Source organism: Streptomyces sp. NBC_00878 (genome assembly GCF_026341515.1).
Lineage (GTDB): Bacteria > Actinomycetota > Actinomycetes > Streptomycetales > Streptomycetaceae > Streptomyces.
The window spans coordinates 7,524,254-7,547,363 of the sequence record NZ_JAPEOK010000001.1 but is presented as its reverse complement, the minus strand read 5'-3'; the positions used below and the strand labels follow the sequence as shown (position 1 = coordinate 7,547,363).

The following is a 23,110-nucleotide window of genomic DNA, read 5'->3' as shown; positions in this document are numbered from 1 at the left end:
GATCATCGTCCTTGGTGTCGGTGCTGCCTGCGGCCTCGTTCGTCCCGGTCACAACCAGGGCGGCAGCTCGGGCAGTTCACCGGCGGCCGTACGAAGTCGCGGGGACGCGCCACGGCCGGTGAGCCAGCGCGCCAGGTCTGCGGCGGAACCCTGTACGTACGTCTCCGCCGCATAGGTCTCCGCGCGGCCGGTCCGCACGGGGCCGGTCTGTACAGGGCCGGTCTGCTCGCGGCCGGTCGGCACGGGGCCGGTCCGCACGGGGCCGGTCTGCTCGCGGCCGGTGTCACGGTCGGTCGCCCGTACACGCAGGTCGCAGGAGTGCACGGTGCGCCGGCGGGTGAGGGCGTCGCTGATCAGCGCATCGACGAAATCGTCGGGCATGGCCGCGAAGTCGCCACAGGAGGACGGAGGATCGCAGGACGACCGGAGATCACCGGCCGACGGGAGATCGCAGGCGTGGATCCACAGCTCGCGACTGCGCAGCCAGGGGATGGTGCTCGCCGGGACGGTGCGCCCCTGGGCCGTGACGACGTCGGCCTGCCACCTCTCGTCGATGATCCGGTCCAGCTCGGCGACCAGCCGGTCCTGCTCCTCCTCCACGAAGTCGCGCAGCCGCGGCACCGGCCATCGCGCACCCGTGTCGATCTCCTCGGCGCGTGCGGACGGGCTCGGGTACATCGGTGTCGGTTCCCCGGTCGCGGCCCAGTGCGCCAGTCGTGCCAGGGCGCGTGCGTTGTGTCCGACGTGGGAGAGGAGGTGCCGGCCGGACCACCCCGGCAGGGCGCTCGGTCCTTCCAGCCGGCAGTCGTCGATCAGCTTCAGACAGGACATGAAGTACTGGTGCCCCTGGGCCGTCCAGCGGAGCTCTCGCAACGGTGCGGCCCCGGCCCCGGCCTCAGCCCCGGTCATGAGGGCTCGCCGGCCGGGGCTCGCCGGCCGGGGCTCGCCGTACGGGGGTGATCATCTCGCCGATGCCTTCGACGCGCGTGACCACGGTCTGGCCGTCCCGCAGGTAGCGCGGGGGCTTGCGGGCGTGTCCTACGCCTCCGGTGGTGCCGGTGGCGATCACGTCGCCGGGGTTGAGGGTCAGGATGGTCGAGATGTAGCCGACCAGGTCGGCCGCGCCGAACAGGAGGTCTCCGATGGTGGACTTCTGCACGACCTCGCCGTCGATCGTGCAGCTGATCACGGCATCGGGAGCGAGTTCGTCCGGGGTCACCAAGTAGGGGCCGAGTGGCGTGGTGGCCTCCCAGGTCTTGCCTTGCAGCCACTCCTTGGTGCGGAACTGCCAGTCGCGCGCCGTCACGTCGTTGAGCACGGTGTACCCGGCGATGGCGGCCTCGGCGGTGGCCCGGTCGGCGCGCCGCACCTGTCGCCCGACGACCACGGCCAGTTCGGCCTCCCAGTCCATCGCGTCGGACTCGGGCGGCAGCGTCAGGGGGTCGTACGGGCCGATGAGCGCCTCGGGATATTTGGCGAACAGGGTGGGGTGTTCGGGGAGGTCGCGGCCCATCTCGGTGATGTGGGTGCGGTAGTTCAGCCCCACGCAAATGATCTTTCCGGGGCGCGGGACCACCGGGGCGAGCCGGGTGCGCTCGATCTGCAGGAATTCGCCGTCGGCGTCCGCGGCCAGTGACTGCCAGTCGGGGCGGGCCAGCAGGCTGCCGACGTCGCCGGGGCCCAGGTCGACGTACCCGTGCCGCTCGACACGGACGGTGCGGAAGGTGCTGTCGGTGCGTACGGTCGCGAGTTTCATGCCGGTTTCTCTTCCTGGCGGTGGCGGTGGAGGTGCAGCTGCTCGAAGATCGGGGCGTCGCTGAACCGGAACAGGTCCAGGCCGTTCTCGGTGGACACGGTGAGGGGCTGCCAGGACGGCACGACGAAGAGGTCGCCGTGCTCGACGGTCCAGGAGACGTCGCCGACGGTGACCCGGCCGGTGCCTTCGAAGACCTGGAAGACCGAGGAGCCGACCTCTTGCCGGGTGGCGGTCCCGGTGTCGGGCGCGAGCCGGTGGAACTCGGTGCGCACGGTCGGCAGGACGTCGCCGCCGGTGGTCGGGTTGGTGAAACGGACCGCGGCGTGGCCGGGTTCGACGGTCGCCGAGTAGCCCTCGGCCTCCAGCGCCAACTGCTCGGACAGCGCACGGTCGGTGTGCTCCCAGCGGTAGGCCAGCAGCGGGGTGGACGGTGTCGGCCCCAGACGGGTCAGCGGACGCAGTCCCGGATGGGCCCACAGCCGCTCGGAGTACGAACGCTCCGGTGCCCGGCGAGCCTCGGCCTCCTCCGGTTCCGCCGCTTCCTCCTCCCTCTCCTGCGCCCTTTCCGGTTCCGCCGCCCCTGCCGGTTCCGCCGTCCCTTCCCCTTCCGCCCGCCCTTCCGGACCGAACTCGAAGAAGGTGGAGTCGAGGTAGTGCTGGAAGGGGATGTCCAGCCCGTCGATCCAGGCCATCGGCCGGTCGCTGAGGTTGTGGTGGCCGTGCCAGTGCCAGCCCGCCTGGGGGAGGAAGTCGCCGCGGCGCATGGCGACCGGGTCCCCGTTGACGACGGTCCAGACGCCCTCGCCCTCGACCACGAACCGGAACGCGTGCTGAGTGTGCCGGTGGACCGGTGCGTCCTCCGCGGGGTTGAGGTACTGGATCGCCGCCCACAGCGTCGGCGTGGCGAACGGGCGCCCGCCCAGACCGGGGTTGGCCAGTGCGATCGCGCGGCGCTCTCCGCCGCGCCCGACCGGGACCAGGCGGCCGGCCCGCTCCGCCATCGGCAGCAGGTTCTTCCACCGCCACAGGTGCGGTAGCGCACGGGACTTCGGGTGGACCGGCATCAGATCACCGATCTCGGTCCACAGGGGGACGAGCAACTCCGACTCGAACCCCTGGTAGAGCGCCTCCAGTTGCGGGGTGCGCTCGGGCTGGTCGGCGGCGTCGGTGGCCCTGACCGTCACCGGTGAAGCGCTTGAGGTCATGCCTGTGCTCCCGGACTCCAAGAGGGGTGGCCCGCTGTTGCCTGCCGTTGCCCGTGGCTGTCGTACGGCTCGCAGACAAGGCTGGCAGAATTCTTCTGTACGGGACTACATTTTCTGCTGTGAAGAATCAGCGCCGTACCCGATCACTTCGGTCGACCACGCGCTGCACTTGGCGACACTCCTCCAGCAGGAAGGGCCGCTGCGCGTCAGCGATGCCGCCGAACGACTGGGCGTCTCGCCGTCCACCGCGCATCGACTGCTCGCGATGCTGGTCTACCGGGGCTTCGCCGAACAGCGCCCCGACCGGAGCCCGCGGAATGCGCGCAGGTCCGCCCGTGGCAACCGGGACAACCGTCGCCTAGGCTCCTTGCCACATGGACCTGTACGGACGGCAGCGGGAAAAGGCGGCCCTTGACCAGATCCTCGCCGGGGCCCGCGAGGGCACGGGGGCCGCTCTGGTGCTGTGGGGTGACCCCGGCATCGGCAAGACGACGCTGCTGGACCACGCGGTCGAGGCCGCCGCCGCGGACTTCACCGTTCTGACCTGCCGCGGCACCCGCCTGGAGTCCGGGCTGGCCTTCGCCGCGCTCCACGAACTGCTGTGGCCGGTGATGGACCGGATCGCCGACCTCCCGCAACCCCAGGCCAGCGCCCTGCGCGGCGCGCTGGGGCACAGCGACGACCCGGCCGACCGCTTCCTCATCGGCGCGGCCGTCCTCACCCTGGTCTGCGACCTCACCGAGAAGCAGCCGGTACTGATCGTCGCCGACGACGCACAGTGGCTGGACGAGCCGACCGCGCGGTGCCTGGCCTTCGTCGCCCGGCGCCTGCGCACCGAGCATGTCGCCGCCCTGCTCACCGCGCACGAGGATCCGGCGTGCGGCACCTGGGAGCGGTTGCCGGCCATGGAGATCCGGGGCCTGGCCGACGAGGACGCCCAGTTGCTCGCCTCCGCCGCCGCACCCGACGTGAGCGAGGCGTTGATCCGCCGCACGGTCCGCGCGGCAGCGGGCAACCCGCTCGCCCTCCGGGAGCTGCCCCCCGCCCTGCTGGCCGCCGATGCGTCGGCGCACGCCCTGCCCGGTGAGCAGATCTCCGTCGGGCCCCGGCTGCGTCACGCCTTCAACGTCGGGATCGCGGGGCTGGCCGCGCCGACGCGCGCCCTGCTGCTGCTCGCCGCCGCCGAGGACCGGGGGGACCAGCAGGTCCTGCGTCAGGCGGGAGGCGTCCTCGGCGTGGACGCGGCTGCCTGGGACGACGCGCTGCGCTCCGGTCTGCTGAGCGTGCGGGGCGACCGGGTGCGGTTCCGGCACCCGTTGATCCGGGCCGTCGTCTACGAGGACGCGCCGTTCTCCGAGCGGAAGGCCGCTCACCTCGCGCTCGCCCGAGCGTTGACCGGCAAGGACGCCGAGGAGCTGCGCGCCTGGCATCTGGCCGCGGCGGCGGAGGAAGCCGATGAGTCGGTGGCGAGGCTGCTGGAGCACTCGGCCGACCGTGCCTGGACGCGTGGCGGCTGCGCCACGGCCGCTCGTGCGCTGCGGCGGGCGGCGGAGCTGTCACCCGCGGTGGCCGACGCTGCACGGCGGCTGGCTCGCGGAGCCCTGGCCGCATGGGAGGCGGGCGAGGTGGACGTGGCGCGGGAGCTCCTGCTCCGGGCCGAACGGCTGACGTGCGAATCCACCGTCACCGAGCTCAGTGGCGGGCTGCGGGGCCTGATCGAGTTCGCCCACGGCGACCAGGAGCAGGCGTACCGCTACCTGGCACGTGACATGCGGGTGGTGTCCGATCCGCGTAAGGCGATCGAGCTGGGCAGCATGGCGGTACGGGCCGGCTGGTCGGCGGGCCGCCCCGATCTGCAGGCCGAGGCACTGCGGCAGCTCGGCACGCCGGCACCGGCGGACCACTTCCCGGAAGCGGATCTGCTGCCGCTGCTGTACGAGTGGTGGACCGAGGGCGCCGCCACGGGTGCGGTTCTCACCCCGGCCACGGCCGGGTCCGCCGATGATGTCCTCACCCGGCTCGGCTCAGGGTCCTGGCGGCTGGCACCGCCCACGCCGCTGTGCGTCGCGTGGGGCATGGAGCGCTCGCTGTCCGACGCCCTGCGGCGCAAGATCGTCGAGCTGCGGCGTACGGACTCGGTGACCGCCCTGGCCGTGGTCCTGGCACAGACCGTGACCCTGGACCTCGCGCGGGGCAACTGGGCGGAGGCCGCCGCCAACGCCGCCGAAGGGCTGCGGCTCACCGAGGAGATCGGCGCCGACCACCCGTCCTCGCAGTGCCGCAACTGCCTGGGCTGGCTGGCCGCCGCGCGGGGCGACGAAGAAACCGTCGCCACCGCCGCGGCCCGCACCCTGGAACTGTCGGTACCGCGCGGGGTGCGCGCCCTGAGCGCGGCCGCCCACTGGAACCTGGGCATGTCGGCGCTCTTCGCGGGCCGGGCCGGGGAGGCACTGGAGCAGTTGGTCCGGCTCACCGAGCCCGGCCACGACGCCGCGCACCCCACGTTCGCCGTCCTCGCCGCCATGGACACCATCGAGGCAGCGGTGCACGCCGGACAGCCGGAGGCGATCGAGCCCCAGGCGCGGCTGCTGCACGACTGGGCCAGGCGTACCGACGCGGCCTGGGCCGTCTCCGCCGTACACCTCACCCGCGCCCTGCTCGCCTCCGGTCCCGAGGCGGAGGACTCGTTCCGGCTCGCTCTGGCCGTCCCCGGAGCGACGTCCCGGCCCTTCGCCCACGCCCGTACGCGGCTCCTGTACGGCGAGTGGCTGCGGCGGGCCCGCCGTCGCACCGACGCCCGTGTCCAGCTCGCGGAGGCCGCTGAGACCTTCCGCCGGCTGAAGGCCACCCCGCTGCTGGAGCGCGCCCTGACCGAACAGGAGCTCACCGGGCAGCAGTTGCGCCGCCCCGGTCCGGCCCAGGACACGCGGCACATCCTCACGTCTCAGGAGTTGAGGGTCGCCCGGCTGGCCGGAGAGGGGCTCACCAACCGGGAGATCGCCGCACAGCTGCTGATCAGCCCGCGCACCGTGGGCCACCACCTGTCCAACGTCTTCCCCAAACTCGGCATCGTCTCGCGCGCCGAGCTCTCACGTGTCGACTTCGAGGGCGGCCTGCGACTGACCGGGTGACCGAGGCGCCCGAGCCGTCGGCACCAGGTCGGTACGGGCGTCCAGGCGATGGGGTTCAGGTCACGCGGTTCGGGCCACGGGGTTCAGGCAACGGGGTTCAGGTCACGCGGGGCGACCGCTGACCCAGGCGACCATCGGTCCGGGCTTCCCCACCGACCGATACCGTGACCGATTCGCAAACCCGCGCATCTTCGTACCTTCGCTGTCGTCCGGCCAACCGGCCGGAGAGAAGGCAGGCAGCAGGAGCGCGCGGAGGCGGCCATGGCCGGTGACACCCGCGATGACACCGTCATCGTCGGCGCATGCCCGGCCGAAGCCGTCCCGACCACCCGCCTCACCGGCCCGCGCCTGCGGGACCCCCCTTCCCCCGCAACGCCTACGCCGCCGGCCTCGACCGGATCGGCGGGGGCACGCCGGTCATCGGCACCGAGGTGGGGATCACCCTTCGTGCTCGCCGCCGGCCCGGTACGCCCCGCCTCGCAGGGCACCCCGCCTCTGGTCGGCCGGGACCCGGCGGCCACGTCCGGCGCACCTGCCGCCTCTCCCCGCATCGGCTTGACCTTCCTCGCCGAACCACGGACCGCCGCCTGTCGGCAGGCGCCGGGCTCGCGCGCCGCCTCCGCGCGACCGCGCTGGAGCACATCGCTCATCAGATCTGATCCGACCTGACCCGACCGACCAGTTGTCCGTCCGAGAACTAAGGAAGCATCTCCGCGATGACCAGCCCCGCCAGCCTCCCGCACGCCCGCCACTTCATAGCCGGACAGTGGACCGACTCCGGCAAGCACAGCGAGTCCCGCAACCCCGCCACCGGCGAGGTACTCGGTACCTTCGCCGACGGAGGCGCCGAGGAGGCGAAGGCCGCGATCGCCGCCGCCCGCCACACCTTCGACACCACCGACTGGGCCCGGGACCGCCAGCTGCGGGCCAAGGCCCTGTTCGAGATGGCCGATCTGCTCGAAGCCCGCCGTGAGGAGTTCATCCGGCTGCTGGCCCGCGAGAACGGCAAGATCCTCGGCGAGGCCGCCTTCGAGATCGACCTGACCGTCCCCAAGCTGCGCTACTACGCCGCGCTCGCTCTCGCCGACCACGGCAGCGCCGCCGAGGTCCGGCCCGGCCTGTACTCCATGACGCTGCGCGAGGCGGCCGGCGTCGCCGGTGTCATCGTGCCGTGGAACTCCCCCGTCGTGCTCGCGGTCCGCTCCTTCGCCCCGGCCCTGGCCGCGGGCTGCACCGTGGCGATGAAGCTGCCCGCCCAGACCGGCCTGGTCAACGGTCTGCTCAGTGAAGTCGTCGCGTCGACGACCAGCCTCCCGGCAGGCGTGCTGAACATCTTCACCGAGTCCGGCAACGACGGCGCCCCGCTGCTGGTCTCCGCCGCCGAGGTGGACGTACTCAGCTACACCGGGTCGACCGCGGTGGGCCGGAAGATCATGGAGCAGGCCGCGCCCACCCTCAAGCCACTGTCCCTGGAGCTCGGCGGCAAGACCCCGATGATCGTCTTCGACGACGCTGACCTGGACGCCGCGGTGCCCGTGCTCACGAAGGCCGTCACCACCTTCACCGGGCAGTTCTGCATGACCGGCAGCCGCATCCTGGTTCAGCGCGGCATCGCCGACGAGCTGCGCCTACGGCTCACCGCGGCCCTGGTAGCGGTCAAGATCGGCCCGGGTGACGACCCGGCCAGCGAGATGGGCGCGATGATCGACGAGCACAACGCCGAGCGCGTCGAGCGCACGGTGGCCGACGCCGCCGCCTACGCCGACATCGTGGTCCGAGGCGAGCGCAACGGCGCCTTCATCCGGCCGTCCCTGGTAGAGGTCACGGATGTCGCCACGCCCATTGTCCAGCAGGAGGTGTTCGGCCCCGTCGCCACCTTCGAGGTCTTCGACACCGAGGCGGAGGCGATCGAGCGCGCGAATGCCACCGAGTACGGCCTGGCCGCCTCGATCTGGACCCGCGACGTGGACCGGCCGGTACGCGTCGGCCGGGAGATCAAGGCGGGCACGGTGTGGACCAACGTCTGGGCCGTGATCCACGACCAGTTCGAGGAGGGCGGCTTCAAACAGTCCGGCGTGGGCCGTCTCAACGGGGTGCGCGGCCTGGAGGAGTTCCAGGAGACCAAGCACTTCGTCCACCCCGCGCCCCGCGTCTGAACCTTGTCCGGGACGTCGGGTGAACCTGCCCGGGACGCCGGGCGAGTTCGGCCCGACGTCCCGGACGGCACGTTCCGGGGGCTGCACCGCGGTGCCGTTGGCGGTGGTCCCGCAGCCGTGCCGGTTCTCAACGGCCGGCTAACTCCTCGTCCACACCTGGTTGGTGCCGCCGTCGCAGGTCCACAGCTGTAGTCGCGTTCCGTTGGCCGTGCCGTTGTCGTAGGCGTCCAGGCAGGTGCCGGAGGCGAGGTTGACGATCGTGCCGTCGGAGCGGACCCGCCACTTCTGGCCGTAGGTGCCGTTGCAGTCGTAGATCTGCACGGCGGTGCCGTTGGCGGTGGCTCCGCCGGCGGCCTCCAGACAGCGGTTGGCGAAGACGGTCAGTTCACCGGTCACCGTGGAGAACCAGGTCTGGTTGGTGCCGCCGTTGCAGTCCCACAGCACCGGGCGGGTGCCGCCTGCCTGGTTGCCGCCGGGCAGGTCCAGGCAACGGCCGGACTGAGTCCCCTTGTAGGCGGCGGTGGTGTTCGAGCGGTACCAGGTCTGGCTGGCGCCGCCGGTGCAGGTCCACAGTTGCAGCGGGGTGCCGGTGTCGGTACTGCCTCCGGTGGCGTCCAGGCACTTGCCGGAGTTGGGGTTGACCACCGTGCCGTCGCTGTTGACGGTCCACCGCTGGCCCGCGGAGTTGTTGCAGTCGAAGATCTGCACCGCCGTACCGTCGGCCGTGGCGCCGCCTCTGACGTCCAGGCACTTCGCACCGCCGTAGACCGTGAGCTGCCCGGACGGGGACGCGGTCCAGTTCTGGTTGACCTGGCCGTGGCAGTCCCACAGCGTGACCCGCGTGCTGTTGGCCTGACTGGTGCCGGGCACATCCACGCACAGGCCGGACTTGCTGCCCTTCAGCGCGCCTGCCTGCCCCTGCGGGGAGCAGGTCGACATGCCGGAGGTGTAGGGGCACAGCGCCGTCACGAAACCGCCGTTGGCGGCCTCCGGTACGGACAGGGCGTCGGCGCTCGTGACCACACGGGTCTCGCGGGTCAGGCCGCCGGAGCCGTCGCGGACGGTCTCGGCCAGCCACTGCCCGGTGCCGAGGAAGGACAGCGGGGTCTGGAAGGTCTTGGCGGACAGCGCCGAGATGCCGCCGACGTACCACCGCCCACCGGCCCGACGGGCCACGTACGCCTCCTTGCCGGGGCTGCCGCCGAGCAGACGGGTCTCGTCCCAGGCGGTGGGAAGCTGGTCGAGGACGCGCAGCGCCTCGGGGTGTGCCTCGTAGCTCTCGGGGCTGTCGGCGAAGTGCTGCCAGCCGGACTCGAAGACGACGGCGGTGCCCAGTTCGTGGGCGTCGGTGGTGTCACGGCCGGTCATGCTGAACACCACGGGGGTGAAGTCCATGCTGGAGACCACGTTCCGGGTGTACGGCAGGATCGTGTTGAGGGCGGCCCGGTTGCGGAACTGTTCCGCGCCGTACACCGCCTCGGCCGTGGTCACGTGCGGCCACGTGCGCTGCATGCCGCGTGGCATGGCGGCGCCGTGGAAGTTGGCCATGAGCTTCAGGCTCGCGGTCTGGGCGAGGACGGCGTCGTACCACTGCAGGGTCGGCTGCGTGTACTCGTAGATGAAGTCGATCTTCACCCCGGCCACGCCCCAGTCCCTGACCTGTGTCAGCCACTGGTCGCGTTGCTGTGCGGTGCGCAGGCTGGAGGAGTTGAACCACAGGATGACCTGTACGCCTCTGGCCTTGGCGTAGGACACGACGTCCGGCACCCAGGACGAGGACCAGCCCTCGTCGATGAGGACGTACTCCCAGCCGTGGCGCTGGGCGAAGTCGATGTACTGCTTCTGCCGGGTCGCGCTGGACGGGCTGCCGTGTTCGCTCAGCCAGGACCAGGCGACTACGCCCGGCTTGACCCAGGAGGTGTCGGCGACCTTGGAGGGCGCGGCCAGATCGTCGACGATCGTGGACTCGGTGACGCTCGCCAGGTCGCCGAGTGCCGCAGTGCGCCACGGCGTCGACAGCGGCAGCGTGGTGGTGATCCCGCCCTCCAGCCGGGTGGTGTAGGTGCCGGAGCCGGAGGTATGGGACAGGTTCGACGAGGCGTACCGGCCGTCGAGGTCGGTCTCGGCCACCAGCGCGTACGCGCCGCCGACCTGGAACAGCGCGGGCTGGCGGTAGTTGTCGGTGGGAGCGCCGCCCGCGGTGGTGGCGAACCACTGGCCCTGGTCCTCGGTGTGGGGCGGTACGAGCCATGCGGCGGCCGAGGCCGGGACCGTCCATGACGACGCCTCACCGGTCACGGTCACCGATCCGCTGCCCGGCAGCACATAGCGGTAGGCCACACCGGTGTCCGAGGCGCGGACCACGACGTCGAGCCGGGCGCCGCCGGTGCCCGAGAAGGACAGGGTGGTCTCGGTGTAGGCGGTCCGCTGGGTGCGCTGCTTGCCCGTGGTCATCGTGTACGACTCGGTGACCGTCCGGTCGGCGCGCTGAAGGAACGTCAGGTTCTTCGTCAGGTCGGCGGCGCCGGTGCGTATCCCGATCGGGGACGGTGACAGCACGGTCTGGCCGTTGCTGGACGCGGCGAAGGTGAGCGTGCCGTCGTCCAGCGTGACCTGCGCCGCCGTCGGGGAGCCGGCGGACGGGCCCGTGACGGTCCAGTCGGTCGCGGCCACGGCCGCGGACGCGGTGTGGGCCGGCACGACCAGGAGAGCCAGGGGCAGTAGCAGGGCCAACAGCAATGCCGGGAGGCAGCGCTGAGGCAGGGGTCTCGGGGAGGGGGTGGGGGTGCGGGTGGGTGCGGGCATGCGTCGTCCTTCTCCAGTGGGGGGTGAGGACAGCTTCGGAGAGTTCGCGTCAAGAGGCGCTGGTCGAAAGGCACTTGTCGAAAGGGCGCTTACCGAAGGGCGCTTGTCGAACCGTGCGTGGAGGTTTGCGCGACAGTGTCAGGTCATGTTGGATTTAACGTCAAGGTCTATACCAAAGGTCACACATTTCAACGGCTCGAAGGAGTCAGGGAAACGCGCGGACACCCCGCCCGGCAGTGACCGCTTCATACAGTTACTCTCATGCAGACTTCCCCTCTTTTGGTAGCTTTTGAGGCCCCTGGACCGAGGTGTCGTCACCTGTCAAGATGGGTACGTGGATGAGTTCGTTTTCGTGAGTGGCCGGCTGTGCCTCGATCTGGCGGGCACCAAGCTGTGGCGGCGCAGCCTCCGTACCGAACTGCTGGGTTCCCCCGATGACCTGCGGCGTTGGATCGGTGCGGCGGGCGTCGTGGACGATCCCGGTGCCGTGGACTCCCGAGGGCTGGAGCGAGTCCGCCGGCTGCGTGAGGCCGTCTATCTGCTGGCCCGTCACTGGCCCCTGGGCGACGACGCGGATACGACCGTCAAGGACGCTCTCGCGGAGGTGAACGAAGCGGCCCGGCTTCCGCTGCCGAGGCGTCAGCTCGACGAGTCGGGCCGGGCGACGCGGACCGGCAGCGTCGACGAGGTCCTCGGAGCGGTTGGCTGCGATGCCGTGGACTTGTTGAGCTCTTCCCAGTTCTCGCGGATGCGGGAGTGCGCCAACGAGGACTGCACGCGCCTGTTCGTGGACTTGTCCCGCTCCGGCGCTCGGCGATGGTGCGGGATGGCGGAGTGCGGGAACAGACAGAAGGCCGCCACTTTCCGGCGACGGCAGAAGCAGCAGCAGTCCGCGGTGTGACCGGCGTCCGGCAACGGTCAACGGTCGCCGTGAGGGTGCTGCCGGATCATCACTCGTCGGTCTTGAGCGCCCGGGCGACGCCCGCCAGGATGTCTTCCAGAACGGCGTGGGACGTCGCGAAGTTCAGCCGCAGGAACCCGTCGGCGCCGGGCCCGAAGGGGCTGCCGCCATCGAGCTGAACGCCACCGGCCCTGCGCACCCGCTCCACCGGCGGTTCCTCCAGTCCCAGCGGGCGGGCGTCGATCCAGGCCAGGTAGGTGGCCTCCGGCATGTGATGACGCAGGGGCGGCAGTTGCGTACGCAGCACCTGCTCGACCCGGCGGCGGTTGCGGTCCAGAACGGTCAGCAACTCCCGCTGCCACGCGTCGCCGTGCCCCCACGCGGCCTCGGTGGCGACCACGCCGAGCGGGGACACGGTGCCGTACAGATCCGGCGGTTGCGCGTCCCGCATCGCGAGCAGCCGGTCCGGGCCGTAGTGGGTGATGGCGCAACGGATAGCTGCGAGGTTGAACGCCTTGGTCGCGGACGTCAGCGTCACGGTCCGGCGGGCCGCGTCCGGGGACAGGCTCGCGAAGGGGATGTGCCGGTGCGGGGCGTAGACCAGTTCGGCGTGGATCTCGTCGCTGATGACGAGCAGGTCGTGGCGCCGGGCGAGGGCGGCGAGTTCTTCCAGTTCCGCGCGGGTCAGGACGCGGCCCGTCGGGTTGTGCGGGTTGACCAGCACCAGACTCTTGCAGCCCGCCCGCGCCACGGCGGCGTCCAGGGCGGCGAAGTCCATGCGCCAGCCCTCGTCCGTGTCCCGCATCGGGATGGGCACGGCGAGCCGCCCCATGGTCGCCAACGTGGCAAGGAATGGAGGGTAGTTGGGCGTCTGGACGGCGACCGCGTCGCCGGGGCTCGTCGCCAGGTGCAGGATGAGCTGGAGGCACTGGATCAGATCGGTCTGCTCGCGTACCCGGTCCGCCTCGGCGGCCCATCCGTAGCGGTCGGTCATCCGTCGCGCGAAGGCGGCGCGCAGCGGGCTGCCGTCCGGCCAGTCCGGGTAGCCGAGGTCGCGTCGCTCGACGGCGTCACGCAGTGCGTCGGTGACCGCCGGGGGTATGGGGAAGTCCATGTCCGCCACCCAGGCGGGCAGCACGTTCGGCCCCGGGCGGTGCCACTTCACACTGGCGCGGGCGCGCAGCCAGTCACGGTCCAGGTCGTCGAAGCCGAGCAGCCGCAGCGACTCGGACGGCCCGGACAGCCCGGGCGACTCGGGCGACTCGGGCGACTCCGAGGGCTCCGAGGGCTCGGGCGACTCCGAGGGCTCGTACGACTCGGGCGACTCGGGCGACTCGGCGTTCTCAGCGGAGTTCGCGAGGAAGGTCACGAGGAGGCTCCCTGCTTGAGCAGATCGCGGGTGATCTGGATCTGCCCGTGATGCTGGGCGAGTTCTTCGAGTACGTGGAGTTGGACGCCCCGCACGCTCAACGGGCGGTCCGGGCCCTCGAAGTCGGCGGGCGGTGTGTTGCGCGGCGACGAGGTCGGGATCGCCTGAGCGAGATCGGCCCTGAGCCGCTCGAACAGCGCGTCGACGTGTCGGTGAAGGTCCTTTCCGTGCCCGGTGGCCGTGAACTCCGAAGCGCGGTCACGGTCGACCTCGCGTCCCGCGATGACATGGCCGGTCCAGTAGTCGGCGACCGCCGCGCAGTGGTACGCGATCGCGTAGACGGAGTTCGCACCGGGCAGCGGCGGACGGGTGTTCGCCAGGTCGTCGCCCAGCTCCTCCAGCACGTCGAGCATGCCGTCGAAGGCGCGACGCAAGAAGTACAGGTACTCGTTCTGATCTTGCATCTGATCTTGCACGGGAGGGGTTCCTCATCAATGGAGAGGCGACGCGATAACCACTTTGTGCGGTTACTGAGACAGGGTGAGGCGTCGTCCCATCGCCTGTCAATAGAGAGAATGCGCCGAGAACAGCGCAGTCCATGAGCAAAACAAACCCTATTGACAGGTTACTTCTTGAGTTTGGGTGCAAGTAGAGGTCATTCGGCTCGGTGGTGGCGGAGAGCCGGCAGGGCCAGGCAGACGCCCAGGGCGAGCGCGGCGGCGACGACACGGAGGATGCCGCCGAAGCCCAGGCCGGTCAGAGCGCCGGTGAGCTGCGGGCCCAGGCTGGCGCCGATGAACATGCTGCATCCGTAGAGGGCGACGGCCGCGCCGCGTGCGTGCGGGGCGGCGGCGTTGATCGTCTCGACGACTGCGGGCGCCGCTGCTGCCACGGCTGCCACGAACAGCAGCAGGGCGAAGGCCAGCGGCACGGTGTGCGGGCCGAGGAAGGAGCCGGCCGCGACGGCGAGGGCGGCCAGTGCGATGGCGAGGACCGCGCGCAGGGGTGCGGCCAGGCGCTGGAGTACCGGCGCGAGCACGGGTACGGCGACCAGGGCGGGCAGCGCGCTGGCCCGCAGGGCGAGGATCGCCGAGGAGTTCCCGGCGATGCCGGGCGGTCCGGCGATCGCCACCGCCGTGTAGACGGCGACGAAGGCGGACATCAGGACCACGGTCGACAGGTACAGGGCGACCAGGCGCGGCCGGCTCAGCAACCGTGGCATCGCCGCGAACGCCTGGCGCAGACCGCCGCCGGTGTCGTGGCGGAAGGTGGGCCGCAGAACACGGCGTACGAGGATCAGGCTCAGGGCCATCAGGGCGGCGCTGATCCAGAAGACCGCGCGCCAGCCGAGCCCGGCCGCGACGGCCTGGGCACCGATCTGCAGGAGCACGGCGGCGGCGAACATGCCGCTGGTGATGCAGGTCAGGGCGGTGCCGCGGCGCTGTGGCGCGATGTGGTGGACGGCGTAGGAGAGCGCGGACGGCGCGAAGGTCGCGGTGGCGAGTCCCTGCACGCCGCGCAGGGCGATGGCCGTGGGGAGGTCGGGGGCGGCGCTGACCGCCAGCGTGGCTGCCGTGGCGGCCACGAGCCCGACGGTGATCACGGCCCGCGAACCGTAGCGGTCGGAGAGCGGACCGGCGAGGAGGAATCCGGCGGCGTAGGCGAAACCGAACGCCGTCGCGGTCCAGGTGACCTGCTCCGGTGTGGTGCCGAGCGCGGTGGCCATGGGGTGCAACAGGGCGAGCACGGTGTACATCTGACCGACCATCAGGACACCGAGTGCGGTCAGCAGGGCGATGGCCGGGGCGGCGGGGGCCCAGGAGGGCGGCTGGTCCGGGGTACTGGGCGCGGCAGCTGTGTGCCGGGGGGTAGTGGCGGGAACGGGGTGGGACATGGGAACTCCAGGAGGGGGCGTCCGGCTGCCGCCCCGCGTGTTCGCACGCGGCACGATCGGCCGATGACGCCGCCGAAACGGTGGCCGTCCCCCGGCCGCGGGAGGAGAGGAACGGCCGGGGGACGATGGAGGGACTACTCAGTCGAGCGACTGCTCAGTCGACGGGAGACCTCCGTCGATGGGAGAGCTCAGGCGACGGGAGAGCTCCGTCGATGAGAGAGCTCAGGCGACGGGAGAGCTCCGTCGATGAGAGGGCTCGGGCAGCGGGGGAACTCAGGCGGGCAGGGCGTTCAGCACGTACTCGCGCGAGGCGTGCACCTCGCCGCGCAGGGCGGCCAGATCGACGTCGAGGACCTGGCCGTCCCACTTTCGGGGCTCGCCGTTGATGAGGACGGCACTGATGTTGCGGGCGTCGGAGCCCAGCACGACCGTGCCGATCGGGTCGTTGAGCGGCATGTTGTTGAGGTCCTCCGCCTGGATGACCAGCAGGTCGGCCTTCTTGCCCGGGGTGAGTGAACCGGTGACGGCGGCCAGGCCGTTGGTGCGGGCGCCCTGAAGGGTGGCGAAGTCGAGGACGTCGTGGGTGGTGATGCGGGAGAGGTCGCCGCCGGTGCCGTAGGCGGCGTTGACCGCGCGCATCCGCTGGATGGCGTGCAGGGCCCGCATCTGCGTGAACATGTCGCTGGCGAGGGCGACTTCGACGTCGATGCTCAGTCCGGGCCGGATGCCGACGGCCAGGGCCTCGTCGACGGCGGGGATCGCGGTCTCCAGACCGATCTGCGCGTCGGAGGTCGGGGCGAGGGCGACGGTGGTGCCGGTCTCGCCCATCGCCCGCCAGGCCTCGGAGGTCAGCCCGGTGGAGTGGATGAGCGTGACGTCGGGGCTGAGGATGCCGTCCTTGGCCCAGCGCAGCACCGCTTCGGAGCCGGACGTGCCGAATACGGCGTCCACGCTCACTCCGACGCCCAACTCCTTTGCCACGCGGGCGAGTTCGGGACCGTACGCGAGTACCGGTCCGGCGATCTCGTCGGTGGCCAGGGTCGCCAGGCGCAGCGTCAGCAACTGGTCGTCGCTGCTGAAGTACCGGTCCTTGATGCGGGTGAGGTCGCCGGGCCACTGCCGGTCCCACTCGCCGAAGTGCGGGCCCATCGAGGCGTGTACGCCGCGGATGCCTGTGTCGACGAGGGCCGTGATGGCGGCGTCGGAGTGCTCGCGGGTACGGGAGTTGTGGGAGAAGTCGAGCATGGTCGTGATGCCGCTGTCGATCGCGGTCAGCGCCGCCAGTCTCGTACCGATGTACATGTCCTCGGGCCGGTAGACGGTGGCGTACCCGGCGAGCGTGACCATGACGTAGCCGCCGAGGTCGTCGACGTCCGGCATGATCCGGCGCAGTTGGGCCTCCCAGGCGTGCCGGTGCGTGTCGACGAAGCCGGGGGTGAGGATCGTGTCGGTGGCGTCGACGACCACGGCGTCGCCCGCGTCGAGGTCGCGGCCGATCGCGGTGATCGTGTCGCCCTCGACGAGGAGGTCGCCGCCGTCGATGACACCGAGGTCGGGGTCCATGGTGACGATGGTCGCGCCGGTGAACAGGATGCGCCGCCGGTCGGCGGGCCTGCGCCGGAGCTCTTCGAGCACGGCGGCGCTGGTGGTGTCGTTGACGTTCATGAGAGGTCTTCCTTCGATACGGCGGAGGGGGCCAGGAGGACGGCCCGTCCGCGGGAGGGGCTGGGAGGGTGAGCCCTCTGATGGGGAGGGCCGGGGGGGGTGGGTTGCCGGGGCCCGGGGCGCAGACCGGGGATGGTCAGCCGAGCTTCATGACGTAGCCCGCGTGGTGGAGTTCGTCGCCCTGGAACTCCCCGTAGGCCCAGAAGCCGAGGTCGTCCAGGTAGTCGATGCGGTCGCCGTCGATCCAGTACCGGCCCTCGTAGGCGTGCGGGCGCCCGCCCCGGGTCTCGTCGTAGCGGCCGTCGGCGGTGAGTTCCTGGTGCAGGAAGTCGTTCTTGTCGATCCAGACACCGACGCGCGGGCTGCCGGTCAGATCCGCGGCGGCCGGCATGCCCGCCTCCGGGGCGGTGGACCTGCCGGGGGCGTCGGCACCGGACCACAGGACCGGCCGCCCCGCCGCGACGAGTGCGTGGACCTGCTCCGGCCGAGTCATGAGGGTGGCCACCGCGCTCGGCACGTCGGCGGCGAGTTCGTCGGGCACGACGAGGAAGTCGGGTGTGTTGCCCGGGGTCAGCGTCGCGACGTATTCCGACCGGTGGCCGCGGCCGCCGGCCAGCGCCACGGTGTCCACGACGGCGGGGGCGATGGTCGACCCGGTGCAGTCGACGACGATGGCGTTGTCGTCACCCGCCGCGGTGACGATGCCGGGCCCGACCCCCACGACCAGGGAGCCGACGAACAGCAGGTCGGCGCCGGTCATGGTCCCGATCAGCGGGTCCATGGTCAGAATGCGGGCGTTGGTGAACAGAACGGGACGCCCCTCATCGTTCGAGAGGATCTGGCCGAGGGCCTCGGGGTTCCAGAGCACGGTGCCGGTGTCAGGGTCAGTGCCGGTGTGGGTGTCGGTGATGCTCATCGCACGCTCCTCAGTGGAGTCGCCTCATCGGTGTCCCCACTGCGCGAAATCAGCGCCGGTACAGATCCGAGGCGAGTGTTCGGCAGCTACAGCGGCTGCCTGACCACCAGGTTCGTCGCGTGGCGGACCCGGAACCAGGCCGCCCTGTCCCCAGGTGTCACACACCCAGGATCCGTCCCGCCGCGTACAGCAAGGGGGCATGGGGAGGTCTCGGACGAAGGTGCGGGAGGGGTTGAGATCGCGCAGGGTCTCGTCGGGGCGGTGGGCGGGGTCCCGGTCCCGGACGGTGACGTCGGCCGGGCGACCGGGCGGCCGGGCGGCCGGGCGGCCGGGCGGCCGGGCGGCCGGGCGGCCGGGGGTGAGGGTGCCGCGCAGGTTCTCCTCGCCGGTCAGGCGGGCGGCGGCGCCGGAAGACTTCCTCGGCATGCAGGTCGACCATCACATGTGGCGACATCATCTACAGCCGTGAACGCGTGAGCCGTCACCGCCGCTCCAGCGCGTGAAGGCGCCGCAACGCGCGACGCCACTCGTGACGTATCGCCTCCGGGAGTTCCTGGCCCTTCGTGGTGGCGACCAGGGCCGCGGCCACGTCGCGGAGTTTGACGTTGCAGTGCTGCGACACGTCCACGAGCAGGTCCCAGGCTCGCTCACTGGAGCACGGTGCCAGGACCATCGCCATGCCGCGCGCCTGGTCGATCACCGCATGACTCACCAGCGCCTGGCTCAACTGCTCGTTTCTGGCCCGCAGTTCGAGAACCTCGGCAGCCAGGGCCAGGTCCCCCGTCGACGTCACAGCCGTCAACGGCGGCTGTACCTCGCGGTGCCTGGTCACTTGGTGCATGGTGCGTACCTCACAACGCGGCCATCCTGTCCATAGACGGTCAGCGGCGCGCCAGTTGCCGCGCGCCGGCCGCACCGGGCTTGTAGGCCGGTCCGTAGTGCTCGAAGATCGCTTCCTCCTGCTCGGCGGGCAGCACGTCGTCGGTGCCGATCGAAGGAGCCTGCTTCACCAGCGACTTGACATGGCCGACAGACAGTAGGGCCATCACTCTTCTTGGATCACGCCGTTCCTGATTCACCGGCTGCTGGGTCGCTTCACGGGTCACCTGCGGTGTTCGCGGTCCCGTCGGTCCTCACGCCTCCAGCGCGCTCGATGCCGCCGGCTGTAGCGACGGTCCCAGCGGTCCTGACGGTCCCGGCGCTCCTCATAGACCCGGTAGTCCCCGAGATCGGACCCGCCGCGGCCCAGGCCCCCGCCACGAATGCGGCCGTAGCGGGTGGCCCCGAAGACCAACACCGCTGCGGCCACCCACCAGATGGGATCGAGGAAGCCGAGGCCGAACAAGACCGGGACGAGGATGAGTACGAGGACGAACACGGCGGGCCTCCCCGGGAGCGGGACACAGCATCGAACCGGGGACCGGGGCCTCGTTCAACAGCGTAGTCCTGTCCAAGGGCCGCGGATACCGTGCGACGCGACCGCGTACTGCCGGGCATGGATGGCTCCTTGACACCTATCCGGAATATGCGGGGAGGGCTAACGTGCGTAGTGCCGCCCCGGCCCCCGGCAGCGTCGCACCGCCATCGCGCTCCCCAGGGGGCGCACCGCGCGCGTCGGCGCCGGAATCCGCCGTGTCCACGAGCGAGGCCGTCCCGCACGCGCCCATCGTCCTGTGATCCCGGCGCGGCCCCGATGTGCCTCAAGCGGGCAACGATCCGCTACCCGCCGCGTCGCACGCATCCCACAACAGGCGGTACACATGTACGCGCTGGTCGTTCCCGCTTCGGTTCCCTTCGTCCTGCTCGCCACCGTGATGGGCCTGTCCTGGTGGGAGGACCACATCCTGCCGTCGCCGCCCACCGAGCCGACTGCCGCCTCCGTCGAGGCTCCGTTCACCCCAGCGGCTTCTTTGGATTCTTCTCCTACTGCTGATCCAAATGTGGGAGGCCATGGTCGAAGCCCGAGGCCTCTTCGAGGCGCTGGTCACCGAGCAGCCGACCGCTCCGGCCCGGCGCCGTCCGCCGTCCCCCGACGACCAGGGCCACGCGCCGTGGCCGCTGACCCGACGTCACGCGAGGGGAAGGAGCACGTGATGGCACACGACGCCGAACCCGCACGGCAGCCCCAGGCCGGGAGCCCTGCGATCGCGAGCCCTGCGACCACGAGCCCTGCGACCACGAGCCCTGCGACCGCGAGCCCTGCGATCGCGATGCAGCGCACCCCGCAGGCGCGTCCCACCGCATCTGCATTGCGTCTCCAAAAGGCCCTCGGCAGCCGGCAGGACCCGGACACCGGAACACAGACAGAGGAACTCCTACTCGCACTGAGGCACTACGGGGAGATCACGCAGCACCTGCCGCGCGGGTAAGCGACTGTCCGGCGGCATCGCGGTACGGCGCGACAGGGATATTCAGCGTCATCGAGGGGCCAACTCCTGTGAGGGGTTGGCCTCTGCTTGACTTCTCGGTCCCACAGAATTCCCTGTTTCCGCCGCTGACGTCTTACGCAACACAGGAATCCGGTTTCGATTCATTCGAATTACATCGCCGGAATCAGCGAGCGAATCGTGAAATACATAGAAACACCTGGCGAGCCGGATTTCGCCAAGTACGGGTTAATGCGACGCACGATCATGACCGAGCCGTACTGACCGGAGTAACATCGAATGTGGGTTGGTTCACGCTCACGTGCAACCGCCCGGAAGGGCGACTCCGGCGTGTATACGCCGGAGTCGTTGTCGCGACCGTCAGCACGACAACCCATCGAGGCCGGGACCAATTCGTCATCGCTCATCAGCGGTGGCATCGGGACTGCTCACGGCACCGCCGCTGGACGGCGCGGACGACGCCGAAGGCCTGGAACTGGCGCTGGGACTGGAGCTGGAGCGGGAGCTGGGGCCAGCGCTGGTCTGCGGCGCCGCGCTCTCATCCAGCGAGGCGGAGACGCTCGTCTGCGGCGCCGCGCCACTGGACGTACCCGGGGTGGGTGTGCGGCTGTCGGCGGGACCGGGGGTACCGGCCGTGCCGCCGCCCACCGAGGTTCCCCTGCCCGGCTCATTCTTGACGACGGCCGCCACCGGCTTGCCCATGATCAGCTCGACCGCGGTCACCGTGACCATCGCCAGGGCGAACACCAGGCCCGTGGCCAGTGCGTACTTCTTCCAGCCCATGGACTTCCGGACCGAGCCACCCCGGTAGGTGGTGACCGACTCACCTTCGGAAGGCGCGATGGACGGTGCCGCGTCGGCAGCCGAAGCGTCCGCAGGTAAACGGAACACCGCCCGGGCGTCCGCGCGGTGTTCCGCCCGGTCCTCGCCCGGCGTCCTCGGCACTCCTACCGGCGGCACCCGGCCACGGATCCCCTCACCCGTCCGTCGGAAAGCATGCGAGAAAACCGCTGCGCCAGTGGTCGCGCTGGTACTGACCACGGCGGCGCCGATGATCGTCCCGGTCACCCCCAGCAGAGACGCCAGCACCGCGCCCACCACAGTCGCGAGTGCGCTCGCCACTACCTGGACGACAGTCAGGTCGAGCACCTTGCGCTTCGGCGCCCGTTCCTCTTCTTCTCTTTCTTCTCTTTCTTCTCTGTGATTCTCCATCAATATCCTTTGATAGCTCTGGAGCCCGGCGGTCACTGAGTGACGGCCGGGCCTGTCCCGCTCACGGCGGGGTCGACGCGAGGTTTGATGGAGGTCCGGGGAGCGATTCACGGTCGCGTGGCAACACTCTCCCGCGTGCACGGAACTGTGCGTACGGGACGACTGCCCAGCTGACGGTGTTTCACCTGCGATCAGCGACCGCAGTCGGTGACAGTCAGCCGCGCATGGCACTCACCGATGCCGCCGTCCGGCCGGCGCCGGTCCGTTGCCAGAGGCGGAGCTCACGTCACCGGCGTGACGACGCAGTCGAATCGCTGACCGCGTCGGTGGGCAGGTGCGGCGGGCCGGTCACGCGGGCCGGCAGGCCACCGCCCACCCGTGTCGAGGGCGGGAGAGCATCGGGACCGCCCGATCAGCGCCGCCCTCTCCCCTGCCCCATGCCGCCACGCGCTGGCTCGCTCCGGCGCTGCCCGCCCTTCCGGGCGGTGTGCTGTGACTTGCCCCGCCCGAGCCGACCCGAACGCCGCCACACGGGCACGGAACGGTCCGTCACCACCCTGAGGGCCTACGACGCCCGCTCCCCCGACCGCCGCCTCCCGGACGCCGCCCGCGCCTTGCCGGGCAGGACCTGGGGTCCTCTCAGAACCCATCTTCAAACCGGTGAGAGGCCTGACCGAGATACGGGTCAAAGGGGCAACGGGATGGATAGCTGCCGTGGGGACGAGGTTTGTGACGGTTCTTGTGAGCCCTCGACGTATTCCGGGGGGATGTCCGCGCTGCTCTGCCAGCGGCAGAACAGCGGCCGGACCGGGCTCGACGATCACTACAGTCCAGTCTCATGACGACGATTACGACGCGTACGGTCGAGTACCCGGCCGACGGTCTGACGATGATCGGGCACCTCGCGCTCCCGGCCGGTGTCGACCGCCGGCCCGCAGTGCTGCTCGGACCAGAGGGCACGGGGCTCAGCGACGTCGAGCGCCGCCGGGCCGATGCTCTCGCCGAGCTGGGATACATAGCGCTGGCCTTCGACCTTCACGGCGGGCGCTATTTGAGCGACCCCGAGGAGATGCTGGCCCGTTGCATGCCACTGCTCGCTGATCCCGACCGGATGCGGAGCATCGGCCATGCAGCGCTCGACGTGTTGCGCACCGAACCGCGGACCGACCCCGACCGGATCGCCGCCGTCGGCTACGGCACCGGGGGCGCCGTCGGGCTGGAACTCGGGCGCGACGGCGTCAACCTGCGCGCGATCGGCACAGTCAACGCACTGACCACGGGCCGACCGGGCGAGGCGGCGCGCATTCGCTGCCCGGTGTGGGCCGGGGTCGGGTCGGAAGACCCGATCATGCCGCCCGCACAACGGAACGCGTTCACCGCTGAGATGCAGGCCGCGGGCGTCGACTGGCGCCTCGCGGTCTACGGCGGCGCCTTGCACGCCTTCCACCATCCGCCGGTCGACCACCCCACGGTCCCCGGCGTCGGCTACCACCCGCAGCACGCGCAGCGAGCCTGGCGCGACGTCGTCGACCTGCTCGCCGAGTGCCTGCCCGTGACGGAGGATCATCGATTCCTTGAAGATCTTGGCAGCCCATGCCGGCTGGCCGACGGACCGACCCGACCGACCCGACCGGCCGGCCGGCCATGATCACATCTCCGCGCAAATCCATGCACTACACCACATCCCTGTGCGGCAAGCCGATGGTCTGATTT

General features: G+C 70.9%; 19 protein-coding genes and 1 pseudogene. 6 read left to right on the top strand and 14 right to left on the bottom strand.

All coding sequences use genetic code 11. The annotated features are described in order from the left end of the window. Nucleotides 1-48 precede the first annotated feature (48 nt). Genes OHA11_RS32660 through OHA11_RS32650 form a run of 3 tightly spaced genes read right to left on the bottom strand, consistent with a single transcriptional unit; the run spans nt 49 to nt 2,961 of the window. On the bottom strand, nt 49-909 hold the full coding sequence (locus OHA11_RS32660; protein WP_266502524.1) for a maleylpyruvate isomerase N-terminal domain-containing protein: 861 nt from the start codon (nt 907-909) through the stop codon (nt 49-51). Continuing rightward, a complete protein-coding gene (locus tag OHA11_RS32655) occupies nt 896-1,756 on the bottom strand; it encodes a fumarylacetoacetate hydrolase family protein (protein ID WP_266502520.1) in 861 nt (286 codons plus the stop codon). The genes OHA11_RS32660 and OHA11_RS32655 overlap by 14 nt, the downstream gene beginning before the upstream one ends. Then, entirely contained in the window at nt 1,753-2,961 is a 1,209-nt protein-coding gene (locus OHA11_RS32650; protein WP_266502518.1) for a cupin domain-containing protein, read from the bottom strand. The genes OHA11_RS32655 and OHA11_RS32650 overlap by 4 nt, the downstream gene beginning before the upstream one ends. Between OHA11_RS32650 and OHA11_RS32645 the strand changes: the two genes are divergently transcribed. The 3 genes from OHA11_RS32645 to OHA11_RS32635 all read left to right on the top strand — a co-directional run bounded on the left by OHA11_RS32645 (nt 2,960) and on the right by OHA11_RS32635 (nt 8,248). Continuing rightward, nucleotides 2,960-3,376 carry a helix-turn-helix domain-containing protein gene (locus OHA11_RS32645; RefSeq protein WP_266502516.1) on the top strand — a complete coding sequence of 139 codons (417 nt, stop codon included), beginning with the start codon at nt 2,960-2,962 and terminating at the stop codon, nt 3,374-3,376. The genes OHA11_RS32650 and OHA11_RS32645 overlap by 2 nt on opposite strands. Beyond that, nucleotides 3,336-6,092 carry an AAA family ATPase gene (locus OHA11_RS32640; protein WP_266502514.1) on the top strand — a complete coding sequence of 919 codons (2,757 nt, stop codon included), beginning with the start codon at nt 3,336-3,338 and terminating at the stop codon, nt 6,090-6,092. Before OHA11_RS32645 ends, OHA11_RS32640 begins: the two co-directional genes overlap by 41 nt. A gap of 716 nt (nt 6,093-6,808) precedes the next feature. Then, nucleotides 6,809-8,248 carry an aldehyde dehydrogenase family protein gene (locus OHA11_RS32635; protein ID WP_266502512.1) on the top strand — a complete coding sequence of 480 codons (1,440 nt, stop codon included), beginning with the start codon at nt 6,809-6,811 and terminating at the stop codon, nt 8,246-8,248. 138 nt (nt 8,249-8,386) lie between these two features. Here the strand turns inward: OHA11_RS32635 and OHA11_RS32630 are convergent, their stop codons facing one another. Beyond that, entirely contained in the window at nt 8,387-11,053 is a 2,667-nt protein-coding gene (locus tag OHA11_RS32630; protein WP_266502510.1) for a glycoside hydrolase family 97 catalytic domain-containing protein, read from the bottom strand. Between the two features lie 334 nt (nt 11,054-11,387). Between OHA11_RS32630 and OHA11_RS32625 the strand changes: the two genes are divergently transcribed. Then, nucleotides 11,388-11,954 (top strand): ABATE domain-containing protein, encoded by a 567-nt coding sequence (locus OHA11_RS32625; protein ID WP_266502508.1) that lies wholly within the window; start codon nt 11,388-11,390, stop codon nt 11,952-11,954. Nucleotides 11,955-12,003: 49 nt separating this feature from the next. On the opposite strand, the gene OHA11_RS32620 is transcribed toward OHA11_RS32625, so the two are convergent. The 9 genes and pseudogenes from OHA11_RS32620 to OHA11_RS32580 all read right to left on the bottom strand — a co-directional run bounded on the left by OHA11_RS32620 (nt 12,004) and on the right by OHA11_RS32580 (nt 19,176). Further along, nucleotides 12,004-13,323 (bottom strand): MalY/PatB family protein, encoded by a 1,320-nt coding sequence (locus OHA11_RS32620; RefSeq protein WP_266502507.1) that lies wholly within the window; start codon nt 13,321-13,323, stop codon nt 12,004-12,006. Continuing rightward, nucleotides 13,320-13,799, bottom strand: a complete 480-nt coding sequence (locus tag OHA11_RS32615) for a DinB family protein (protein WP_266502505.1) — start codon at nt 13,797-13,799, stop codon at nt 13,320-13,322. The genes OHA11_RS32620 and OHA11_RS32615 overlap by 4 nt, the downstream gene beginning before the upstream one ends. Nucleotides 13,800-13,978: 179 nt before the next feature. Continuing rightward, nucleotides 13,979-15,217 (bottom strand): MFS transporter, encoded by a 1,239-nt coding sequence (locus OHA11_RS32610; RefSeq protein WP_266502503.1) that lies wholly within the window; start codon nt 15,215-15,217, stop codon nt 13,979-13,981. A gap of 273 nt (nt 15,218-15,490) precedes the next feature. Further along, on the bottom strand, nt 15,491-16,882 hold the full coding sequence (locus tag OHA11_RS32605) for an amidohydrolase family protein (protein WP_266502501.1): 1,392 nt from the start codon (nt 16,880-16,882) through the stop codon (nt 15,491-15,493). Nucleotides 16,883-17,018: 136 nt separating this feature from the next. Continuing rightward, on the bottom strand, nt 17,019-17,798 hold the full coding sequence (locus OHA11_RS32600) for an Atu4866 domain-containing protein (RefSeq protein WP_266502499.1): 780 nt from the start codon (nt 17,796-17,798) through the stop codon (nt 17,019-17,021). Between the two features lie 24 nt (nt 17,799-17,822). After that, nucleotides 17,823-18,224 (bottom strand): hypothetical protein, encoded by a 402-nt coding sequence (locus tag OHA11_RS32595; RefSeq protein WP_266502498.1) that lies wholly within the window; start codon nt 18,222-18,224, stop codon nt 17,823-17,825. Between the two features lie 55 nt (nt 18,225-18,279). Further along, a complete protein-coding gene (locus OHA11_RS32590) occupies nt 18,280-18,639 on the bottom strand; it encodes an ANTAR domain-containing protein (protein ID WP_266502496.1) in 360 nt (119 codons plus the stop codon). A 40-nt stretch (nt 18,640-18,679) separates the two neighbouring features. After that, nucleotides 18,680-18,835: pseudogene (locus OHA11_RS32585) on the bottom strand (PRC-barrel domain containing protein); the annotation flags it as partial. Between the two features lie 65 nt (nt 18,836-18,900). Continuing rightward, nucleotides 18,901-19,176 carry a hypothetical protein gene (locus tag OHA11_RS32580; RefSeq protein ID WP_266502494.1) on the bottom strand — a complete coding sequence of 92 codons (276 nt, stop codon included), beginning with the start codon at nt 19,174-19,176 and terminating at the stop codon, nt 18,901-18,903. Nucleotides 19,177-19,748: 572 nt separating this feature from the next. Here OHA11_RS32580 and OHA11_RS32575 point away from each other — a divergent pair. Then, nucleotides 19,749-19,892: a hypothetical protein gene (locus OHA11_RS32575; protein WP_266502492.1), complete on the top strand. Its 144-nt coding sequence runs from the start codon at nt 19,749-19,751 to the stop codon at nt 19,890-19,892. A gap of 689 nt (nt 19,893-20,581) precedes the next feature. On the opposite strand, the gene OHA11_RS32570 is transcribed toward OHA11_RS32575, so the two are convergent. Then, nucleotides 20,582-21,397, bottom strand: a complete 816-nt coding sequence (locus OHA11_RS32570; protein ID WP_266502490.1) for a hypothetical protein — start codon at nt 21,395-21,397, stop codon at nt 20,582-20,584. Between the two features lie 838 nt (nt 21,398-22,235). Here OHA11_RS32570 and OHA11_RS32565 point away from each other — a divergent pair. Next, on the top strand, nt 22,236-23,045 hold the full coding sequence (locus OHA11_RS32565; protein ID WP_266502488.1) for a dienelactone hydrolase family protein: 810 nt from the start codon (nt 22,236-22,238) through the stop codon (nt 23,043-23,045). The last annotated feature ends 65 nt before the right edge of the window (nt 23,046-23,110 follow it).

Bases quoted from the DNA above. Each gene is read 5' to 3' on its own strand.
- OHA11_RS32660 (WP_266502524.1), bottom strand. From the start codon at position 909: ATGACCGGGGCTGAGGCCGGGGCCGGGGCCGCACCGTTGCGAGAGCTC.
- OHA11_RS32655 (WP_266502520.1), bottom strand. From the start codon at position 1,756: ATGAAACTCGCGACCGTACGCACCGACAGCACCTTCCGCACCGTCCGT.
- OHA11_RS32645 (WP_266502516.1), top strand. From the start codon at position 2,960: ATGCCTGTGCTCCCGGACTCCAAGAGGGGTGGCCCGCTGTTGCCTGCC.
- OHA11_RS32650 (WP_266502518.1), bottom strand. From the start codon at position 2,961: ATGACCTCAAGCGCTTCACCGGTGACGGTCAGGGCCACCGACGCCGCC.
- OHA11_RS32640 (WP_266502514.1), top strand. From the start codon at position 3,336: ATGGACCTGTACGGACGGCAGCGGGAAAAGGCGGCCCTTGACCAGATC.
- OHA11_RS32635 (WP_266502512.1), top strand. From the start codon at position 6,809: ATGACCAGCCCCGCCAGCCTCCCGCACGCCCGCCACTTCATAGCCGGA.
- OHA11_RS32630 (WP_266502510.1), bottom strand. From the start codon at position 11,053: ATGCCCGCACCCACCCGCACCCCCACCCCCTCCCCGAGACCCCTGCCT.
- OHA11_RS32610 (WP_266502503.1), bottom strand. From the start codon at position 15,217: ATGTCCCACCCCGTTCCCGCCACTACCCCCCGGCACACAGCTGCCGCG.
- OHA11_RS32605 (WP_266502501.1), bottom strand. From the start codon at position 16,882: ATGAACGTCAACGACACCACCAGCGCCGCCGTGCTCGAAGAGCTCCGG.
- OHA11_RS32600 (WP_266502499.1), bottom strand. From the start codon at position 17,798: ATGAGCATCACCGACACCCACACCGGCACTGACCCTGACACCGGCACC.
- OHA11_RS32595 (WP_266502498.1), bottom strand. From the start codon at position 18,224: ATGCCGAGGAAGTCTTCCGGCGCCGCCGCCCGCCTGACCGGCGAGGAG.
- OHA11_RS32590 (WP_266502496.1), bottom strand. From the start codon at position 18,639: ATGCACCAAGTGACCAGGCACCGCGAGGTACAGCCGCCGTTGACGGCT.
- OHA11_RS32575 (WP_266502492.1), top strand. From the start codon at position 19,749: ATGGTCGAAGCCCGAGGCCTCTTCGAGGCGCTGGTCACCGAGCAGCCG.
- OHA11_RS32570 (WP_266502490.1), bottom strand. From the start codon at position 21,397: ATGGAGAATCACAGAGAAGAAAGAGAAGAAAGAGAAGAAGAGGAACGG.
- OHA11_RS32565 (WP_266502488.1), top strand. From the start codon at position 22,236: ATGACGACGATTACGACGCGTACGGTCGAGTACCCGGCCGACGGTCTG.